Origin of the sequence: Kitasatospora sp. NPDC085895 (genome assembly GCF_040702125.1) — a bacterium.
GTDB classification, from domain to species: domain Bacteria; phylum Actinomycetota; class Actinomycetes; order Streptomycetales; family Streptomycetaceae; genus Kitasatospora; species Kitasatospora arboriphila.
Window position 1 is genome coordinate 1 of sequence record NZ_JBFBJY010000054.1, and the last position, 17,435, is coordinate 17,435.

At 72.4% G+C, this 17,435-nt stretch carries 13 protein-coding genes; 3 read left to right on the forward strand and 10 right to left on the reverse strand.

The window, feature by feature from the left end:
• Positions 1 to 55: 55 nt before the first annotated feature.
• The 10 genes from AB0442_RS27885 to AB0442_RS27930 form a co-directional block, all read right to left on the reverse strand.
• Positions 56 to 1,141, reverse strand: coding sequence for a dipeptide ABC transporter ATP-binding protein (locus AB0442_RS27885; protein WP_366166213.1), 1,086 nt, complete (start codon positions 1,139 to 1,141; stop codon positions 56 to 58).
• Between the two features lie 19 nt (positions 1,142 to 1,160).
• The gene (locus AB0442_RS27890; RefSeq protein WP_366166215.1) at positions 1,161 to 2,231 is read right to left on the reverse strand and encodes an ABC transporter ATP-binding protein; all 1,071 of its coding nucleotides are present in this window, start codon (positions 2,229 to 2,231) and stop codon (positions 1,161 to 1,163) included.
• A 64-nt stretch (positions 2,232 to 2,295) separates the two neighbouring features.
• Positions 2,296 to 3,282: an ABC transporter permease gene (locus AB0442_RS27895; protein ID WP_030275949.1), complete on the reverse strand. Its 987-nt coding sequence runs from the start codon at positions 3,280 to 3,282 to the stop codon at positions 2,296 to 2,298.
• 139 nt (positions 3,283 to 3,421) lie between these two features.
• Entirely contained in the window at positions 3,422 to 5,191 is a 1,770-nt protein-coding gene (locus tag AB0442_RS27900; protein WP_366166216.1) for an ABC transporter substrate-binding protein, read from the reverse strand.
• 104 nt (positions 5,192 to 5,295) lie between these two features.
• Complete coding sequence (locus AB0442_RS27905) at positions 5,296 to 6,339, reverse strand: ABC transporter permease (RefSeq protein ID WP_030275945.1); 1,044 nt, start codon at positions 6,337 to 6,339, stop codon at positions 5,296 to 5,298.
• A gap of 489 nt (positions 6,340 to 6,828) precedes the next feature.
• Positions 6,829 to 8,544, reverse strand: coding sequence for an ABC transporter family substrate-binding protein (locus AB0442_RS27910; protein WP_366166218.1), 1,716 nt, complete (start codon positions 8,542 to 8,544; stop codon positions 6,829 to 6,831).
• Positions 8,545 to 8,852: 308 nt separating this feature from the next.
• Positions 8,853 to 11,309, reverse strand: coding sequence for a peptidoglycan binding domain-containing protein (locus AB0442_RS27915; protein ID WP_366166219.1), 2,457 nt, complete (start codon positions 11,307 to 11,309; stop codon positions 8,853 to 8,855).
• A 322-nt stretch (positions 11,310 to 11,631) separates the two neighbouring features.
• Positions 11,632 to 12,087 (reverse strand): DUF6113 family protein, encoded by a 456-nt coding sequence (locus tag AB0442_RS27920; RefSeq protein ID WP_366166221.1) that lies wholly within the window; start codon positions 12,085 to 12,087, stop codon positions 11,632 to 11,634.
• Complete coding sequence (mshB, locus tag AB0442_RS27925; protein WP_363548420.1) at positions 12,084 to 12,971, reverse strand: N-acetyl-1-D-myo-inositol-2-amino-2-deoxy-alpha-D-glucopyranoside deacetylase; 888 nt, start codon at positions 12,969 to 12,971, stop codon at positions 12,084 to 12,086. The genes AB0442_RS27920 and mshB overlap by 4 nt, the downstream gene beginning before the upstream one ends.
• Positions 12,972 to 12,999: 28 nt before the next feature.
• Entirely contained in the window at positions 13,000 to 13,194 is a 195-nt protein-coding gene (locus AB0442_RS27930) for a DUF2304 family protein (RefSeq protein ID WP_030275935.1), read from the reverse strand.
• Between the two features lie 299 nt (positions 13,195 to 13,493).
• Between AB0442_RS27930 and AB0442_RS27935 the strand changes: the two genes are divergently transcribed.
• From AB0442_RS27935 to AB0442_RS27945, 3 genes are all read left to right on the forward strand, one after another.
• Positions 13,494 to 15,617 (forward strand): prolyl oligopeptidase family serine peptidase, encoded by a 2,124-nt coding sequence (locus AB0442_RS27935; protein WP_366166224.1) that lies wholly within the window; start codon positions 13,494 to 13,496, stop codon positions 15,615 to 15,617.
• 127 nt (positions 15,618 to 15,744) lie between these two features.
• A complete protein-coding gene (locus AB0442_RS27940) occupies positions 15,745 to 16,713 on the forward strand; it encodes an ABC transporter ATP-binding protein (RefSeq protein ID WP_366166226.1) in 969 nt (322 codons plus the stop codon).
• Complete coding sequence (locus tag AB0442_RS27945) at positions 16,710 to 17,432, forward strand: ABC transporter permease (protein ID WP_344626725.1); 723 nt, start codon at positions 16,710 to 16,712, stop codon at positions 17,430 to 17,432. The genes AB0442_RS27940 and AB0442_RS27945 overlap by 4 nt, the downstream gene beginning before the upstream one ends.
• Positions 17,433 to 17,435 lie beyond the last annotated feature (3 nt).

The window sequence follows — 17,435 nt, forward strand, 5'->3', positions numbered from 1 at the left end:
CTCCACCCGCGGGTGGAGGGGCCCTTCGCCGTCGGTCCGAGGCCGTGCGGCCGGGTCAGAGCTCCTTGGCCGTCTCCCGCTGCGCCGGGACGTCGGCGGCGAGGATGGTGCCCTCCTCCGGGAAGTGGCAGGCCGTCAGGTGGCCCTCGCGGCTGCCGGAGAGCTGCACCAGCGGCGGCTCCTCCGTCGCGCACTTGTCCTGCGCCTTCCAGCACCGGGTGCGGAAGCGGCAGCCCGACGGCGGGTTGATCGGCGACGGGACGTCGCCGACCAGGCGGATCCGCTCACGGGCGTCGTCCGGGTCCGGCTCCGGAACGGCGGAGAGCAGCGCGTGCGTGTACGGGTGCCGGGGGGCCTCGTAGAGCGACTGGCGGTCGGCGATCTCGACGATCTTGCCGAGGTACATCACCGCGACGCGCTGCGAGAAGTGCCGCACGACGGCGAGGTCGTGGGCGATGAACAGGAACGCGATGCCGAGGTCCTTCTGCAGCTGCTGCAGCAGGTTGACGACCTGGGCCTGGATGGAGACGTCCAGCGCGGAGACCGGCTCGTCGGCCACGATCAGCTTCGGGTTCAGCGACAGTGCGCGGGCGACGCCGATGCGCTGGCGCTGGCCGCCGGAGAACTCGTGCGGGAAGCGGTTGTAGTGCTCCGGGTTGAGGCCGACCGTCTCCAGCAGCTCCTGGACGCGCCGCTGGACGCCGCCGGGCGGGTTGATCCCGTTGATCTCCATCGGCGCGGAGATGATCGAACCGACGGTGTGCCGCGGGTTCAGCGAGGAGTACGGGTCCTGGAAGATCATCTGGATCTCGGACCGGATCGGCGCGAGCTCCTTGCGCGAGGCGTGCGTGATGTCGCGGCCCGCGTAGGAGATCGAACCGGCGGTGGGCTCCAGCAGGCGGGTGACCAGCCGGCCGGTGGTCGACTTGCCGCAGCCGGACTCGCCGACCAGGCCGACCGACTCGCCGGCGTGCACGGTCAGGTCGACGCCGTCGACCGCGTGGACGGCGCCCACCTTGCGCTTGAACAGGAAGCCGTCCATCACCGGGAAGTGCTTCTGCAGCCCGGTGATGGTCAGCAGCGGGTCGGTCGAGGCCGGGGTGCCCGACGCGGACTTGTCGAGGGTCAGCTCGTTGCTCATGGTGTCTCTGCCCGTCCTGTCAGCCGAGCCGCGGCTGGATCTGATCGATGAAGATGTCCTGCTTCTGGGCCGCCGTCAGGTGGCAGGCGGTCGCGTGGCCGGCCTCCGGGAGGAGGGCCGGGCGCTCGGTGGTGCAGCCGCCGCCGACGACCTTCTCGCGGAAGTCGCAGCGCGGGTTGAACGGGCAACCGGACGGCAGGTGGATCAGGCTCGGCGGGGTGCCGCGGACCGGCCGCAGCGGAACGTCGACCGGGCCGGAGAGGTTCGGCATCGAGGAGAGCAGGCCCCAGGTGTACGGGTGCTGCGGGGTCTTGAGGACCTCGCGCACCGTGCCCCGCTCCACCGCGCGGCCCGCGTACATCACCATGATCTTCTGCGCGGTGTTGGCGACCACGCCGAGGTCGTGGGTGATCAGGATGATGGCGGTGCCCATCTCCTGCTGCAGGTCCTTCAGCAGGTCGAGGATCTGCGCCTGCACGGTGACGTCCAGCGCGGTGGTCGGCTCGTCCGCGATGACCAGCTTCGGGTTGCAGACCAGCGACATCGCGATCATCGCGCGCTGGCGCATGCCGCCGGAGAACTGGTGCGGGTAGTCGTCCACGCGCACGTTCGGCTGCGGGATGCCGACCTTGGTCAGCATCTCGATGGCCCGGTCCCGGGCCTCCTTCTTGGAGGCGCCGGTGTGCTTGCGGAAGGTCTCGCCGATCTGCTTGCCGATCGTGTGGAACGGCGACAGGGCGGTCAGCGGGTCCTGGAAGATCATCGACATCGTCTTGCCGCGGAGCTTCTCCAGCTCCTTGGTGGGCGCGCCCACCAGCTCCTGGCCGGCCAGCTTGATCGAGCCGCTGATGTCGGTCTTCTCGGGGTTGTGGAGGCCGAGGATCGCCAGGTTGGTGACGGACTTGCCGGACCCGGACTCACCGACGATGCCGAGGGTGGTGCCCGGCTCCACGTCGAAGGAGAGGTTGTCCACGGCCCGGACCACGCCGTCCTCGGTGCTGAAGCGGACCGAGAGGTCGCGGACTGAGAGGAAGGCGGTGCTGCTGCCGCCGCCGGCGGCCGCCTCCTCGGGCTTGGCCTGGGTGGTCATGGACTGGGCTCCTCGGTGCGGTACGTGAGGTGGGAACTGCGGTTGCGGCCAGGGGGTGCGGCCGTCAGGCCAGACGGATGCGCGGGTCGATCAGGGCGTAGACGGCGTCGACCACGATGTTGAAGATCACGATGAAGGTGGCGGCCACCATGGTCACGCCGACCAGCATCGACAGGTCGGAGTCGATGAACGACCGGATCGCGAGCTCACCGAGGCCGTGCAGGCCGAACGTGCTCTCCGTGATGATCGCGCCGCCGAGCAGGACGCCCAGGTCGATGCCGAAGACGGTGACGATGGTGCCCATCGCGCCGCGCCAGGCGTACCGCATGAAGACCGAGGTGCCCGACATGCCCTTGGCCCGGGCGGTGCGGACGTAGTCCTCGGTGAGCTGCTCCACCATCGAGGAGCGGGTCATACGGGTGTAGTTGGCCGTCCAGATCAGCGAGAGCACGATCCACGGGACGAGCAGGCCGGTGAACCAGCCGATCGGGTCCTCGGTGATCGGCACGTAGGTGGGCAGGTCCAGCAGGTCGGTGCTGTAGACCAGCGCCCAGAGGGCCAGCGGGCCTGCGACGTAGATCTGCATCGAGGTGGCCACCAGCGAAGCGGCACTGGCGATCTTGTCCGCCGCCTTGCCCTGCTTGTGGGCGGCCAGCATGCCGGTGCCGATGCCGAAGACCAGGAAGACCACGGCCGAGCCGACGGTCAGCGACAGCGTGGTCGGGAAGCGGTCCATCAGGGTGTCGAGGACCATGTCCTTCTTGACGAAGGACCAGCCGAAGCACGGCGCGTCACAGTGCGGGACGTCACCGCCGGGGTACGTGTGGCCCACGAAGATGCCCGACAGCCAGTTCCAGTACTGCATGGGGACGGACTGGTCCAGTCCCATGCTGTGCTTGATCAGGACGAGGTTCTCGGGCGAACAGACCTTGCCGCAGTACAGCCGCGCCGGGTCCGCCGGAATGGCGAAGAAGAGCGCGAAGGTGATCATGCTGATGATCAGCAGGATGACGAGGGCGCCGAGGGATCGGCGGACTAGGAATCGGAGCATGGGGTCGGGCTCTCCTGATCGGGGCGCCGGCTGCGGGTGCGGTGGCTTGCAGGGGCGGGGTAGGGCTGAGGGGGGCCGACCGGTGGGGCACCGACCGTTCGGCCGGTGCCCCACCGTGGCTACTGCGTGGTGCCGGTGACTACTTGACGTAGATGTTCAGCGGCGACTGCAGACCGAACAGCGTGTCGTACTTCACGCCGCCCAGGCCGGAGCCGTACAGGCTCAGCGAGCGCTGGTAGACGTCCGGGATGGACACGGCCTTCTGCTGGAGCTTCTTGTCCAGGGCCGCCCACGCCTTGCCCTGCTCGACCGGGTCGGCGATCTTGACCGCGGCGTCGATCGCGGAGTTGACCTCCGGGTCGTTCAGGTGCGCGTAGTTGGAGGCACCGTCCGCGATCGCGCGGCCGTCCCACACCGGCTGCAGCGAGGTGTAGCCGGTCGGCCAGTCGGCGCCCCAGCCGCCCCAGTACAGGTCGTACTCGTTGTTCACGAGGCCGATGGCGTCGTAGTAGGTCTTGGCGTCGAGCGGCTTCGGAACGAACTTGAAGCCGGCCGCCTCCAGGGCGACGCGGATCGCCTCGGTGACCTTCTGCTGCAGCGGGGTGTTGTTGTAGGCGTAGACGATGGTCTGGCCCATCGCGTTGGCCTCGGTCAGCAGCTTCTTGGCCGCCTCCGGGTCACCCTGCGGCTTCTTGAGCGTGTCGTAGACGTCGCTCTTCTCGTAGCCCAGGACGGTCGGGCTCATGTAGGTGGTGGCGTAGTCGCCGTAGCTGGTGCCGCCCTGGAGCTGACGGGTCTGCTGGTGCGGGAAGGCCCGGATGAGCGCCTCGCGGACCTTCTGGTCCTTGATGCGGGTGTTGTTGATGAAGTAGTAGTCGACGTACGGCGACAGGCCCTCGAGCGTGCGGGGCTTGAGCTTCGCGTCGGCCTTCACCTGGTCGATGAAGCTGGGGTGGACCTGGTTGTGGAAGCTGAAGGCGAGCTTGTCGGCACCGTTGTCCGCCATGAAGCGCTCGGTGGACTGCTGCGCCTGGACGCCGAACTCCATGTGCCACTTGTCCGGGTAGGCGTTCCGGATCGGGTCGGTGGCCGGGTCCCAGTTGGGGTTGCGGACCAGGTCGAGCGACTTGTCGGTGACGTGCTCGACGATCTGGTACGGGCCGGACGAGAACGGCTTCTTGTCGTAGGCGTCCTTGGTGTCCTGGGCCTTCGGCACGACACCGTAGCCGGTCATCGCCAGGGTGAAGTTGGCGTCCGGGTGGGCGTCCTTGAAGGTGAAGACGACGGTCTTGGCGTCGGGCGCCTGCACCGCGTCCAGGCTCTTGCCGTCGTACGGACCGGCGTACGCCTCGCGGTACTTGTCACCGGCGAGCCAGGTCTGGACGTAGGTCGGGCCCGACTTCACGAAGGAGGCGAAGGTGCGCTCGATCGAGTACTTGACGTCGGCCGAGGTGATCGGGGTGCCGTCCTGCCACTTCACGCCGTCCTTCAGCGTGAACTTCCAGGTCTTGCCGCCGTCGGTGGTGGTGCCCGTGTCGGTGGCGAGGTCGCCGACCAGCTTCTGGGTGCCGTCCGGCAGGTACTTGTAGCCCGTCAGCTGACGGGTGAGCAGCAGCGAGACCTCGCTGTTGTAGTTCAGGTAGATCTGCGCCGGGTCGAGGTGCGAGAAGTCGTCGCGGTCGATCATGTTGACCGTGCCGCCCTTCTTCGCGTTCGGCTCCGCAGCCGCCGGGCCCTTGGAGTCCTCGGCAGTGCCGACCGAGATGCTGGCGGCCTTCACCGGCTCCTTGGAGGCACCGGAGCCGGCACCGTCGCCGTTGGAGTGGCCGCTGGAGCACGCGGTGGTGACGGTCAGGGCCCCGGCCACCATGATGGCGGCGGCGAGCCGCCGCGACTTGCGAGCGTTCATCTTCATCCTGCCTGTGGAAGGTGTCTGCATTTCAGTTGGGTGCCCGGGGCTGGGGTGCCCATCCCCCCGGAGTCTTTGGGGCTGCTCGGTGCCCGCTGGTGGGGTCAGCGGTTGGCCTTCGGGTCGAATGCGTCCCGGACGGAGTCGCCGAGCAGGTTGAACGCGAGGACGAACAGCACCATCGCCAGACCCGGGAAGATCAGGAAGGTGATGTCGGTTCGCAGGTACTGGGCCGCGTCGGCGATCATGCGGCCCCAGTCGGGGGTGGGCTCGGTGACACCGACGCCCAGGTAGGACAGGCCGGCCTCGGCCGTGACGAAGGCGGGGAGCGCCAGCGTCGACTGCACCAGGATCGGCGTCCACAGGTTGGGGAGGAGCTCCTTGAAGATGATCCGCGCCGGCGAGGCACCGGTCACCTTCGCCGCCTCGACGAACTCCCGCTCGCGCAGCGACAGGGTGGTGGCGCGCAGGATGCGGGCCAGCGACATCCAGCCGAGCAGCGAGAGGACGATCGTCACCGCGGTGAAGGACAGCCAGGTCGGCTGCGCCTCGTTGTTGGCGACCAGCAGGCCGCTGACCACCGGCATGGTGGCGATCAGGAAGATCTGCGACGGGAAGGACATCAGGACGTCGATGACCCGGCCGATCAGGTAGTCCGTCTTGCCGCCGAGGTAGCCGGCCGCGATGCCCAGCGCCACACCGATGACGGTGGTGAGCAGGGAGACCGCGAAGGCGATCAGCAGCGAGGTGCGGATGCCGTAGATCAGCAGGGTGAACAGGTCGCGGCCCAGGCCGGGCTCGAGGCCGAACCAGAAGTCGCCGCTCATACCGCCGTTGGGGCCCGTCGGCAGACCGGAGTCGGTCAGCAGGTCGGGCGTGTTCTGGCCGTAGTGGGTGACCGGGTCCTTGCCGTAGACCATCGAGATGACGGGGGCGAGGAGGGCGATCACCACGAAGGCCAGCACGATCACGCCGCTGACCACGCCGGTGCGGTCGCGCAGGAAGCGCCGCCACATGAGCTTGCCCGGGGAGAGGCCCCGGAAGCCAGGATCTGACGGAGCGTCGGCCGTGCTGGTGGCGTCGAGGTCCGACGTGGACCCGACCAGAACGCTGTCGTCGTCCGTCGTGGCCCCGGTTGGCGTCGTCATGGTGCTAAAGCTCCCGACCGTGGTCTGTGTGCAGCAAGGAGAAAAAGTTGGATGCACGGACTCTTGCAAGTCGTTAATCGAACGTCAAGAGTTCCTCACTTCGCGGACGCCCATTTCTTGCTTCGTGCTGCAATGTCAACCACTTCGTAGTGTGGAATCGCTTGACATGCCCTCTGTGAGACGGTCAAAAGCGGACATACGACTGTATAGCGTGTTCACGCGTCCGTAACGTGCCGGGGTGGCATCCGCTATGTGGACGCCGAATCCGTCGGCGCCAACGGTCGATGCGCGTAGACTAGTTGTCCGTTTTGGGTATTTCCGGGCGAATTGTCGACGGTGTTGCACCGTCCGATAATCGGACACTAGTGTTTTGCGGTAGGCGGGTCGAATATTTGGGCATCCCCGGGGTGTGTCGCCGAGCAATTCGCTCCCGCTCTTGGATGGCAAATTCACGCCACTGGCGAGTATTCGCCGTGCATTCTTCTGCGGCTACTTCTGGAAGCCGATGTCCTCGTAGACCGGGTCGGACATGCCGGGCGCGCCCAGGTTGGCGACCGCCCGCCGCACGGCGTAGATCGCCGGCCGCTGGTACAGCGGGATGAGGCCGGCCACCTGCCACGCCTGTTCGTCGGCCCGGTTGATGGCCTCGTAGCCCTCCTTGGCGGTCTCGCCCGACGCGGCCTCAGCGAGGGCCTCGTCGAGCGCCTGGCTGCCCACCTGGGAGACGTTCCCGCCCGCCCCCTGCTGGAAGGTACTGGCCAACGAGGTTGCAGGGAAAGGGGTTCCGGTGATGTCGAGCAACGTGAGGTCGAAGTCGTGCCGGTTCACGTACGTGGCGAGGAAATCGGCGTTCGGCACCTTCTGCACGGTGACCTGGATGCCCGCGAGGGCCAGCATCTCCAGCACCTGGGTGCTCTCGGCGGCCGCCACCTGGCCGGTCTGCGGCACGACCAGACGGAGCGTCAGCGGCTTGCCGTCCTTGCTGCGCATTCCGAAGCCCGGCCGGTCCCAGCCCGCCTTGTCGAGCTCGGCGTCCGCGGTGTCCACGTCGTACTGGCTGAGTCCGGCCGAGTTGTCGCGGTAGCCGTTCTGCCCCGGCACCAGGAAGTGGTTGTTCATCGGGGTGTACGCCCAGTCCAGGCCCTTGAGGCCGGTGCGGGCGATGGACTCCCGGTCGATCGCCCGCAGCACGGCCCGCCGCACGGCCGGATCGGTCAGCTGCGGGCTGCGGCCGTTCAGCACCAGTGCGCGGACGTTCGAGCCGCCGGCCTTGCGGATCTCGCCGGTGCCGACCTCCGCGGCGCGGTGGTAGGCCGTGGCGTCCGGGCCGATGTCGAAGTAGTCCACGCTGCCCCGGGCGAAGGCGTCCGCCATGGCGCCCGGGTCCATCGCGCGGAAGACGATCCGGTCCAGCAGCGGCTTCTCGCCCCACCAGCCCGGGTCGGCCTCCAGGGTGACCGTGCCGGTGGTGCGGTCGATCCCGGCCGGCCGGAAGGGGCCCGCGGTGGCCGGGATGCGGTCCGCCCAGCCGGTGTTGAACTGCTCGGGGGTGCCCGCGTGCGCGGCGGGCAGCAGCGGGGTGTCCGCCGCGTTGTTGAACATCGACTGCCACTCGGAGAACCGGGTGCGGAAGACCATCACGGCCTGGAAGTCGTCCTTGCCGCGGGTGACCGACTCGACCCGGTCGAAGCCCGCGGCGGTCGCCGTCCGGTAGGCCGGGTCGGTGCCGTTCAGCGCGCGCCAGGTGGCGGCCAGGTCCCGCCAGGTGACCGGGGTGCCGTCGGACCAGTGCGCCTTGGGGTTGAGGGTCCAGGTGACCGTCTGCCGGGCGTTCTCGGTGCCGCTCGCCGCGTCCAGCAGGAACGCCTTGTTGGGCGTCTGGGTGCCGCCCGCGTCGGAGTGCCAGAAGCTCGGCAGCAGGGCCTTCATGACCGCCGTGGTAGCCGGCTCGGCACCGTCGACGTGCAGCGGGTTCCACTGGGTCGGCAGGCGGTCCACCGCCCACTGCAGGGTGCCGCCCCGCTTCAGCGACGTCCGCGGCCGGGGGTTGGTGGCGGACAGCGTCATCCGCTGCGTCCCGCCGTCCATGCGGGCGCCGCCGTCGGATCCGGCCGGCGGTTCGCCGCTGCTCGCGCAGGAGCAGAGGGCGAGCGCCAGGGCGGCCGCCGACGCGGTCAGGGCGAGCGGGAACCGGGGTCTGGTCACGAGGGTCTCCCAGCGGGGCGGTGCGGCGGGGGCGGCCGTCTGCGCGGGTTGGGGCGGCTCGGCTGGGGGCACATCCTGCTGACCGGGCGCGCGCATTGTCGACCGGGTCCCGATCAAGGATTGGTAACGCGGCGCGGGAGGCGGCCCGGACGGGTGTCTTGCCCGGTTTTGCCCCGCCACTGGCGAGTAACCGCCAGAACGCCGCGGAGGCCGGGCCCGGACCGGCGGGTGCCGGCGGGCCCGGCCTCCGGGGGCCGTGCACGGGGCGGACCGGCCGGGAGCGGCCGGTCCACGAGGACCTGCGGGGATCAGGCGGGGAAGGTGAAGACCCGGTCCCTGCCGGACTTGTCGAGCACCGAGGCGATGCCGTCGGCGACGTCCTGCGGGGTGATCGGGGCGAGCGCCCCGTTCTTGCGGGTCTTGGCCTTGTCGAAGACGCCGTTCAGCGCGGTGTCTAGCTTGTCCAGGTCCCAGGTGAGGACGACCTTGCCGGAGGCGTCCGGGGCGAGGGTCAGCGCCCTGCTGGCCGTCAGCTTGCCGAAGTCCCACTTCAGCTTGCCGGCCTTCAGCGTCACGTTGCCGTTGAGGACCTGCTTGCCGAGCGAGGCCGCGGCCGCCTTGAGGGCGTCCTCGCCGACCTTCGGCTGGGCCGCGGTGAGCGTCAGCGCGACCTCGCCCTCGGGCTGCCCGGCCGCGCGGTTGCGGTACGCCTGTTCGACCTGGGCCGCGGCCGCCGCGGAGTCCAGGCCCTGGCCCGCCTTGCCGGGGACGACCTCGGTCTGGCCGGTCTCGGTGAAGCGGACGAAGCCCTCCTTGACGCCCTGGCCGGACCTCGCGGCCAGCTCGTCCAGCGCGGCCTTCAGCTTCGACTGGTCGACCTTGACCTCCGGCGCGACCGCCTTGGTGCCGCCCGCCAGCGAGCCGATCACCTCGACCGGGTTGTAGCTGTGCTTGGTCAGGCCGTCCACGGTGCCCGTGGTGTCGAAGCTCAGACCGGCGGTCGCCGGGTCCAGGCTCAGCGCCTGACCGCCCAGCTTGAGCTTGATCGGCTCCTTGCCGGTCTTGGCCACCGAGTCGTCGAGCGCGCTCACCGCCTGGTCGCGGGTGTCGCCGCCGATGTCGGTGCCGAGCACGGTGGTGCCCTTGGGGATGTCGGCCTGGTTGAGCATCAGACCGGTGCCGTACGCGGCGGCGCCGGCGAAGAGCACACCGCCGACGGCGTAGCCGGCCAGCTTGCGGGCCTTGCCCCGCTTCTTGGGTGCGGGTTCGGCGGACTCGGCCTTCGGGGGCGCCGGCTTGGGCGCCGGGGCCGGTGCGGGCGCGGCCTCCGCGGCGGCGGGGGCCGGACGTCCCCGGTCCGGAGCGGCGGCGCCGAACGGGCCGCCGAACGGGTCGGCCTGCGCGGGCGCCCCGCCGAACGGATCGGCGAACGGGTCGGCGGCGGCCGGGGCGGGGCCGGGTGCGAACGGGTCCGCGGGCGCGGCGAACGGGTCGGGCTGCGCGGGCGCCCCGCCGAACGGGTCCGCCGGACCGGCGAAGGGATCGGCCGCCGGGGGAGCCGAGCCGAACAGGCTGGCGGTCGGCACACCGGGTATCGAGCCGCCCGGGCGGCTCTCGTCGCGGATCGGCTCGAACCCGCCGACCTGGGTGTCCTCGGGCTCCGGCTGGGCGGCGCCGGCCGCCCGGCCCGCGGCGAACGGGTCGGCCGGGCCGGTGCGGAACGGGTTCTCCTGCACCGGGGCGGGACCGAACGGATCGGCGGGTGCACGGCGCGGCTCGCCGCCCGGCGCGCCGGGGGCGGCCGTCGGGCGGCCCTGCGCGGGCCCGGCGAACGGGTCCGCGGCGAAGCGCCCGGCCGGGCGCTGCCCGCCGCCGTCCGGACGGCCCTGCGCGGGCGCGGCGAACGGATCGGCGGCCGGCGCGGCGAACGGGTCCTGCGGAGCACCCTCGGGGCCGCCGGCGAACGGCGAGGCGGGGGCGCCGCCCGGCCGCGGCGCGCTACGCCGCTCGCCGGGCACCGGTCCGCGCGGACCGGGAGGGGCCGTCTGCGGCCCGCCCTGGGCGGCCGGCCGGGGCGCGCCCGCGGCGGGACGCGGAGCGCCCGGGGGAGCGGCCTGCGGGGTGGCCTGGGCGGCAGCCGCAGCGGCCTGCGGGCCCGGCTGCGGTGCCCCGCCCGGGGCGCCGGCCGGCACGGGGGCGGGCCCGGCGTCCTGGCGGCCCTTCTGGCGGGGGCGGAACCAGGCGCCGGTGGACTCCGACTCGCCGGCGCCGTCGGGGCGGCCCTGGCCGCCGGTGGCGCCGGCCGGGCCGCCCTGGGGGCCGCCCTCCTGCCACTCCGGCGGCAGGTTCGCCGGGGCGTCGGCGGTGCCGGCGTCGACGAGGCCGAGGACGGGGGAGCCGGTGCCCTCGGAGCGCGGCCCGGGCGCACCCGCCCCGGCCGCGGGCTCCTCGTTCTTGACGGGGCTGCGCACCACGACCGGCGGGATCGGCCGGGAGCCGGGGATGTTGATCCGGATCCGGGTGGTCAGGGTGGTCTCGGTCTTCGGCACCTCGTCGGCCGCGGCCTCCGGGGCGCCGGGGCCCCCCTGGGCGGCGGTGCCGAAGGGGTCGTCGTTGCGGCCGTGCGCGAACGCGGCGGCGCCCGGCAGTCCGGTGCCGTACGGCGGGGTGCCGGAAGGGTAGGCGTCCGCCCCGTCCGCGGTGCGGCGGCCGGGGTTGGCCCCACGGGGCGACGGGTACGCGCTGTCAGATTCGCGGCTGCTCAATGCTGCTCTGCTCCGGGTTCGCGGCCGCGCCGACGGGCGGCGGCCGCGGGTTGTGGGACGTCCCTCCGCGTGCGGTGCGGCACCGCGCTGCGGACCGGACGGACCCTCCGACACCAGCTTCTTCACGTGTTGGCTGAGACGGCGCCGCCGCCACGCGACTGGGGCGAAGGTACCTTCCCGCCCTGCGTCCGAGGCATCCGGGGCTGTCGTTCCCCGGCCGATCGGACCGGAGGCACCCGCACCGGCACCACCATACTGGGAAGCGCCGGGAGCCGGTCCGGATCGGAAAGAAGCCGATATGTCCGATAATTCCGCTATCGGGCTATGCGTAGGGGCCCTTGACGGGCCGTTGCCGATCGGCGCCGGCCGCGCCGGAACCGAGGGGCGTCCGGGTCGGCAGCGTCGCGCAGACCACCCCGGCGACCGCGCCCGCGAACAGGTAGAGGTACGAGGTCAGACCGGCCGCCAGGACGAAATCGCCCTCCGGGCGGGGCGCCATCATCACCATCAGCACGGCGAACCAGCCGGCCAGCGGGATGCCCGCGCCGAGCTTCGTGCCCGTCAGCCGGAGCCCGCCGTAGAACACCCCGCCGGTCGCGCCCAGCGCCAGCAGCACGCCGAACGGGGGCCACAGGGCCTGCACGAACGCTCCGCACAACGAGACCGCGGCCCCCACGAGGAACAGCGCCACGTAGGCCGCCACCCGGAAGCCGCGCGGCGGCAGCGGCTCGGCCATGCGCTCCGAGCGGGTCCCCAGCACCACCTGCAGCGCCTTCACGGCGCCACCCCGGCGAAGAGGTCCGTCTCCGGCAGTTCCCCGCCCGGCTCGCCGTGCACCAACTCGTAGTACTCGGTGGCCAGCAGCGGCTGCCCCAGGTCGTTGCTGAGCGCGAAGTACCGGCCGGCCACGGTGATCTGCGTCGCGTGCGCCCGCATCGCGGCCGCCTTCGCCCCGGCGTACGCCGTCCCGTCCAGCACCGTCGTCACCACCGCGTCGTCCACCACGCCGGGCACGTCGCCGGTGGCGGCGGTGCCGGGGAAGACCGCGGCGTCGGCCGTCTCCTTCAGCCCCTGCTCGATCACCGAGCGCGGCATCCGGTTGTAGTAGACCTTGGCGATCCGCCAGGCCTCGCCCAGCTCCGGGCGGTGCGCCGGGTCCGCGGCCAGCTCGTACGCCCGCAGCGCCACCCGGTGCGCCTGGACGTGGTCGGGGTGGCCGTAGCCGCCGTTCTCGTCGTAGGTGACCAGCACCTGCGGCCGGACCTCGCGGACCACCGCGACCAGGTGGTCGGCGGCCTCGTCCGGGTCGGCCTGCCAGAAGCAGTCCGGACGGTCGTTCTCGGCGACGCCCATCATCCCGGAGTCGCGGTAGCGGCCCGGGCCCCCGAGGAAGCGGAAGTCGGCGACGCCGACCGCGCGCATCGCCGCGGACAGCTCGCCGATCCGGTGCTCGCCCAGGGTGTCGTCCCGATCGGCCGTCAGGTGGGCCGACTCGGGCGGGATCACCTCACCGCCCTCGCCGAGGGTGCAGGTCACCAGCGTGACCAGGGCACCCTCGGCGGCGTACCGCGCCATGGTGGCTCCGTTGCCGATCGATTCGTCGTCGGGGTGCGCGTGCACCAGGAGCAGGCGGCGGGGCGGGCGGTCGGAGGCTGCGGTCATGGCCGTCAGCCTAGCGACCGCCGGTCCGTCAGAGCTTCAGGCCATTGATCATCCCTGCCACGTTGCTGGTGACCTCCTGGATCGACGGTGCGATCGAGGTGGAGGCGAGGTAGAAGCCGAGGAGCGCGCAGATGATCGCGTGCGCCAGTTTCAGGCCGGACCGGCGGACCAGGACCACCACGATGACCAGCATCAGCACGGCTGCGGAGACGGACAAAGCCATGAGGGCTCACACCCCTTCTCGGGTGCGCCGCCCGGGGCGGGCGGCGGGTCGTGCGGGACGGGCTCTCGATCCGGAACCGGGAAGGAACGGGACGGTCCGGCTCCGTATCGCGATGAGCAACACATACCCGATCGGTGACCCCGGTATTACGTACCGTGAGGTGGGCGAGCGTGGCGCGGGGGTGCTCCGGACGGCCGAACGGCCGGTGGCACACGGCCCGTGGGCCCGCCGCGGGCCGTTGCCCGGGGCTGCTCCGAACGAGTGATCACCGGCGGGGGCAGGCCGTAGGGTCGGGTGCCATGACCACCGAGAACCCTGCGGACACCTTCCCCCGGCAGTACGCGCGGACCCTGCGCTACACCGTCGGCGCGCCCCGCTCCTTCGCCGTCGCACCCGACGGCGGCCGGGTCGTCTTCCTGCGCTCCGGCTCCGGCCGCGACCGCGCCAACAGCCTCTGGACCCTCGACCCCGCCACCGGCGAGGAGCGGGTCGCCGCCGACCCCGCCGCCCTGCTCGGCGGCGGCGAGGAACACCTCTCGGCCGCCGAGAGGGCCCGCCGCGAGCGCAGCCGCGAGGGCTCCGCCGGCATCGTCGGCTACGCCCTCGACGCCACCGGCTCGCTCGCCGCCTTCGCCCTCTCCGGCCGGCTCTTCGCCGCCGACCTCGCCGCCGGCACCGCCCGCGAACTGCCCGCCGAGGGCCCGCTGCTGGACCCGCGGCCGGCCCCCGACGGCAGCCACGTCGCCTACGCCACCACCGCCGGCGCACTGCGCGTCACCCGCACCGACGGCGGCGGCGACCGCGCCCTCGCCGAGCCCGAGACCGACGGGGTCACCTGGGGCCAGGCCGAGTTCGCCGCCCAGGAGGAGATGGGCCGCGACCGCGGCCACTGGTGGTCGCCGGACAGCCGCCGGCTGCTCGTCGCCCGGGTCGACGACACCCCCGTCCGGCGCTGGTGGATCGCCGACCCGGCCAACCCCTCCGCCGCCCCCGCCGAGGTCGCCTACCCGGCCGCCGGCACCCCCAACGCCGAGGTCGGGCTCTGGCTCGTCGACCTGGACGGCGGCGCCCGCACCGAGGTGGTCTGGGACCGTGCGGCCTTCCCGTACCTGGCCCGGGTGCACTGGTCGGCCGGCGGCGCCCCGCTGCTGCTCGTCCAGGCCCGCGACCAGCGCAGCCAGCAGATCCGCACCGTCGACACCGCCGACGGCAGCACCGCCCCCCTCGTCGAGGAGCAGGACGGCGCCTGGCTGGAGCTCTTCGGCGGCGTCCCCGCCTGGACCCCGGACGGCCGGCTGGTGCGGATCTCCGACGAGAGCGGTGCCCGCGCCCTGCTGATCGGCGAACGGACCGTCACCGACGCCGCGCTGCACGTCCGTTCCGTCCTCGCCGTGAGCGACGACGAGGTGCTCTTCACCGCCTCCGAGGGCGAGGCGGGCAGCGGCCGCCCGCCCGGCTGGACGGGCCTGTTCCGGGCCGGTGCGGACGGCGTCGCCCCGTTCGGGCCGGACGGCGACGGCGCCGCGGCCGCCGTCCACGCCGGCGGCACCACCGTGCTCTCCAGCGCCTCCCCGGACCGCCCCGGCACCCTCGTCCAGGTGCTGCGGGACGGCACCGCCGTGGCCACCGTCGCCTCGTACGCCGAGACGCCGCTGCTCACCGCCCGCCCCGCCTTCCGCTTCGCCGGCACCCGGCGGATCCCCGCCGCCGTCCTGCTGCCCACCGGCCACGACCCCGAGCGGGACGGCCCGCTGCCCGTCCTCATGGACCCGTACGGCGGACCGCACGGCCAGCGCGTCGTGCAGGCGCACAACCCGCACCTGACCTCGCAGTGGTTCGCCGACCAGGGCTTCGCCGTGGTGGTCGCCGACGGCCGCGGCACCCCCGGCCGCAGCCCCGCCTGGGAGAAGTCGATCCGGCACGACTTCGCCGGCATCACCCTCGACGACCAGGTGCACGCCCTGCACGCACTCGCCGAGGAGTTCCCGCTCGACCTCGGCCGGGTCGCCATCCGCGGCTGGTCCTACGGCGGCTACCTCTCCGCCCTCGCCGTGCTGCGCCGCCCGGACGTCTTCCACGCGGCCGTCGCCGGCGCCCCCGTCACCGACTGGCGGCTCTACGACACCCACTACACCGAGCGGTACCTCGGCCACCCCGAACAGCACCCCGAGGTGTACGACGCCAACTCGCTGACCGCGGACGCGGCCAAGCTGGAACGGCCGCTGATGATCGTGCACGGGCTGGCCGACGACAACGTCGTCGCCGCGCACACCCTGCGGCTCTCCTCCGCGCTGCTCGCCGCCGGCCGCCCGCACACCGTGCTGCCGCTCTCCGGGGTCACCCACATGACTCCGCAGGAGCAGGTCGCGGAGAACCTGCTGCTGCTCCAGGTCGACTTCCTGAAGCGCTCGCTGGGGCTCTGACCCGCACCGGTGTCCTCGGCATGACATCCGTCATGCCGAGGACACGACGGCCCGCACTGCCGCCCGCCCCCGCTCCGCGCGAGCCTGGTGGAGTCAGCGAAGAGGGCGTCGGAGGGACGGCGGGCAGATGGGTACGGGCACGGGGGAGGTCGCGGCCTTCCGGAACGTCAGCAAGCGCTACGGCCGCGTCACGGCGGTGGACGGGCTGGACCTCGTCCTGCGGCCGGGCGAGACGGTCGCGCTGCTCGGGCCGAACGGAGCGGGCAAGTCCAGCAGCCTCGACCTGCTGCTCGGCCTGCGCGAACCGGACACGGGCAGCGTCGAACTGTTCGGCGGCCCGCCGCGGGCCGCGATCGAGGCCGGCCGGGTCGGCGCCATGCTGCAGAGCGGCGGCCTGATGACCGAGGTCAAGGTCCGCGAACTGGTGGCCCTCGCCTGCGGCATCCACCCCCGCGGGCACACCGTCGACGCGGTGCTCGCCGAGGCCGGCATCGCCGAGATCGCCGACCGCCGGGTCGACAAGCTGTCCGGCGGCCAGGAGCAGCGCGTCCGCTTCGCCCTCGCGGTGGCCGGCGCCAACGACCTGATCGTCCTCGACGAGCCCACCACCGGCATGGACGTCTCCGTCCGGCAGGTCTTCTGGGCCGCCATGCGGGCCCAGGCCGCGGCCGGCCGCACCGTGCTCTTCGCCACCCACTACCTGGAGGAGGCGGACTCGGTCGCCGACCGGGTGCTGGTGCTGCACAAGGGGCGGCTGATCGCCGACGGCACCTCCGCCGAGATCAAGGCCCGGGCGGGCGCCCGCCGGGTCGGCTTCGAACTGCACCCCGGCGACGGCGAGGCCGACGAGGCCCTGCTGCGCGCCCTGCCCGGCGTCGCCGGCCTGGAGGTCGGCGGGCGGGCCGGCGGGGTGCGCACCGTGCGGATCCGCGCCACCGACGCGGACGCCTGCGTCGCCGCCCTCTACCGCGCCGGACTGTACCCGCGCGGCCTGGAGGTCACCGGCCTCGGCCTGGAGCAGGCCTTCCTGACCATCACCGAGCAGGCCGCCGCCGACGAGGCGGCCTCGGCTCCCGCGAAGGAGACCGTGCGATGACCACCCTGATCCGACTGGAGATCCTGCGCACCCTGCGCAACAAGCGGTACCTGATGTTCACGGTGCTCTACCCGGCGCTGCTGTACGTCTTCTTCATCAGCGCCTACAGCGGCGGCGACGTGGCCGGCGGCGTCCCGGCGAAGTCGTACTTCATGGTCTCGATGGCCACCTTCGGCGCGGTCGGCGCGGTGCTCACCGGCTCGGCGCAGCGGATCTCGCTGGAGCGGCGCAGCGGCTGGGTGCGGCAGCTGCGGCTGACCGCGCTGCCCGGGCGGGCGTACACGGTCGGCAAGATCGCCGCCTGTGCGGTGACCACGCTGCCGGCGATCCTGGTGGTCTTCGCGATCGGCGCGGTCGAGGGCGTGCAGCTGTCGGCGGGCCGCTGGCTGGGCCTCGCGGCGGTGCTGTGGCTCGGCAGCTTCGTCTTCGCCGCGCTGGGCGTGGCGCTCGGCTACGCGGCGGCGCCCGACGCGGTGCAGCCGATCGTGATGATCGTCTACATGCTGATGGCGCTGTTCGGCGGCACCTGGTTCCCGGTCGGCGACTCGCTGGTGGCCTTCGCCCGGTTCGACCCCGTCTACCTGTACAACCGGCTGGCCGCCTTCGTGCAGCCCGGCCAGGGACTGGACGGCGTCGCGGTGGCCGGCATGGCCGGATTCCTGGCGCTGTTCGTCGCGGCGGCGGCCTTCCTGTACCGCCGGGACACCCGGGCGGCATGATGG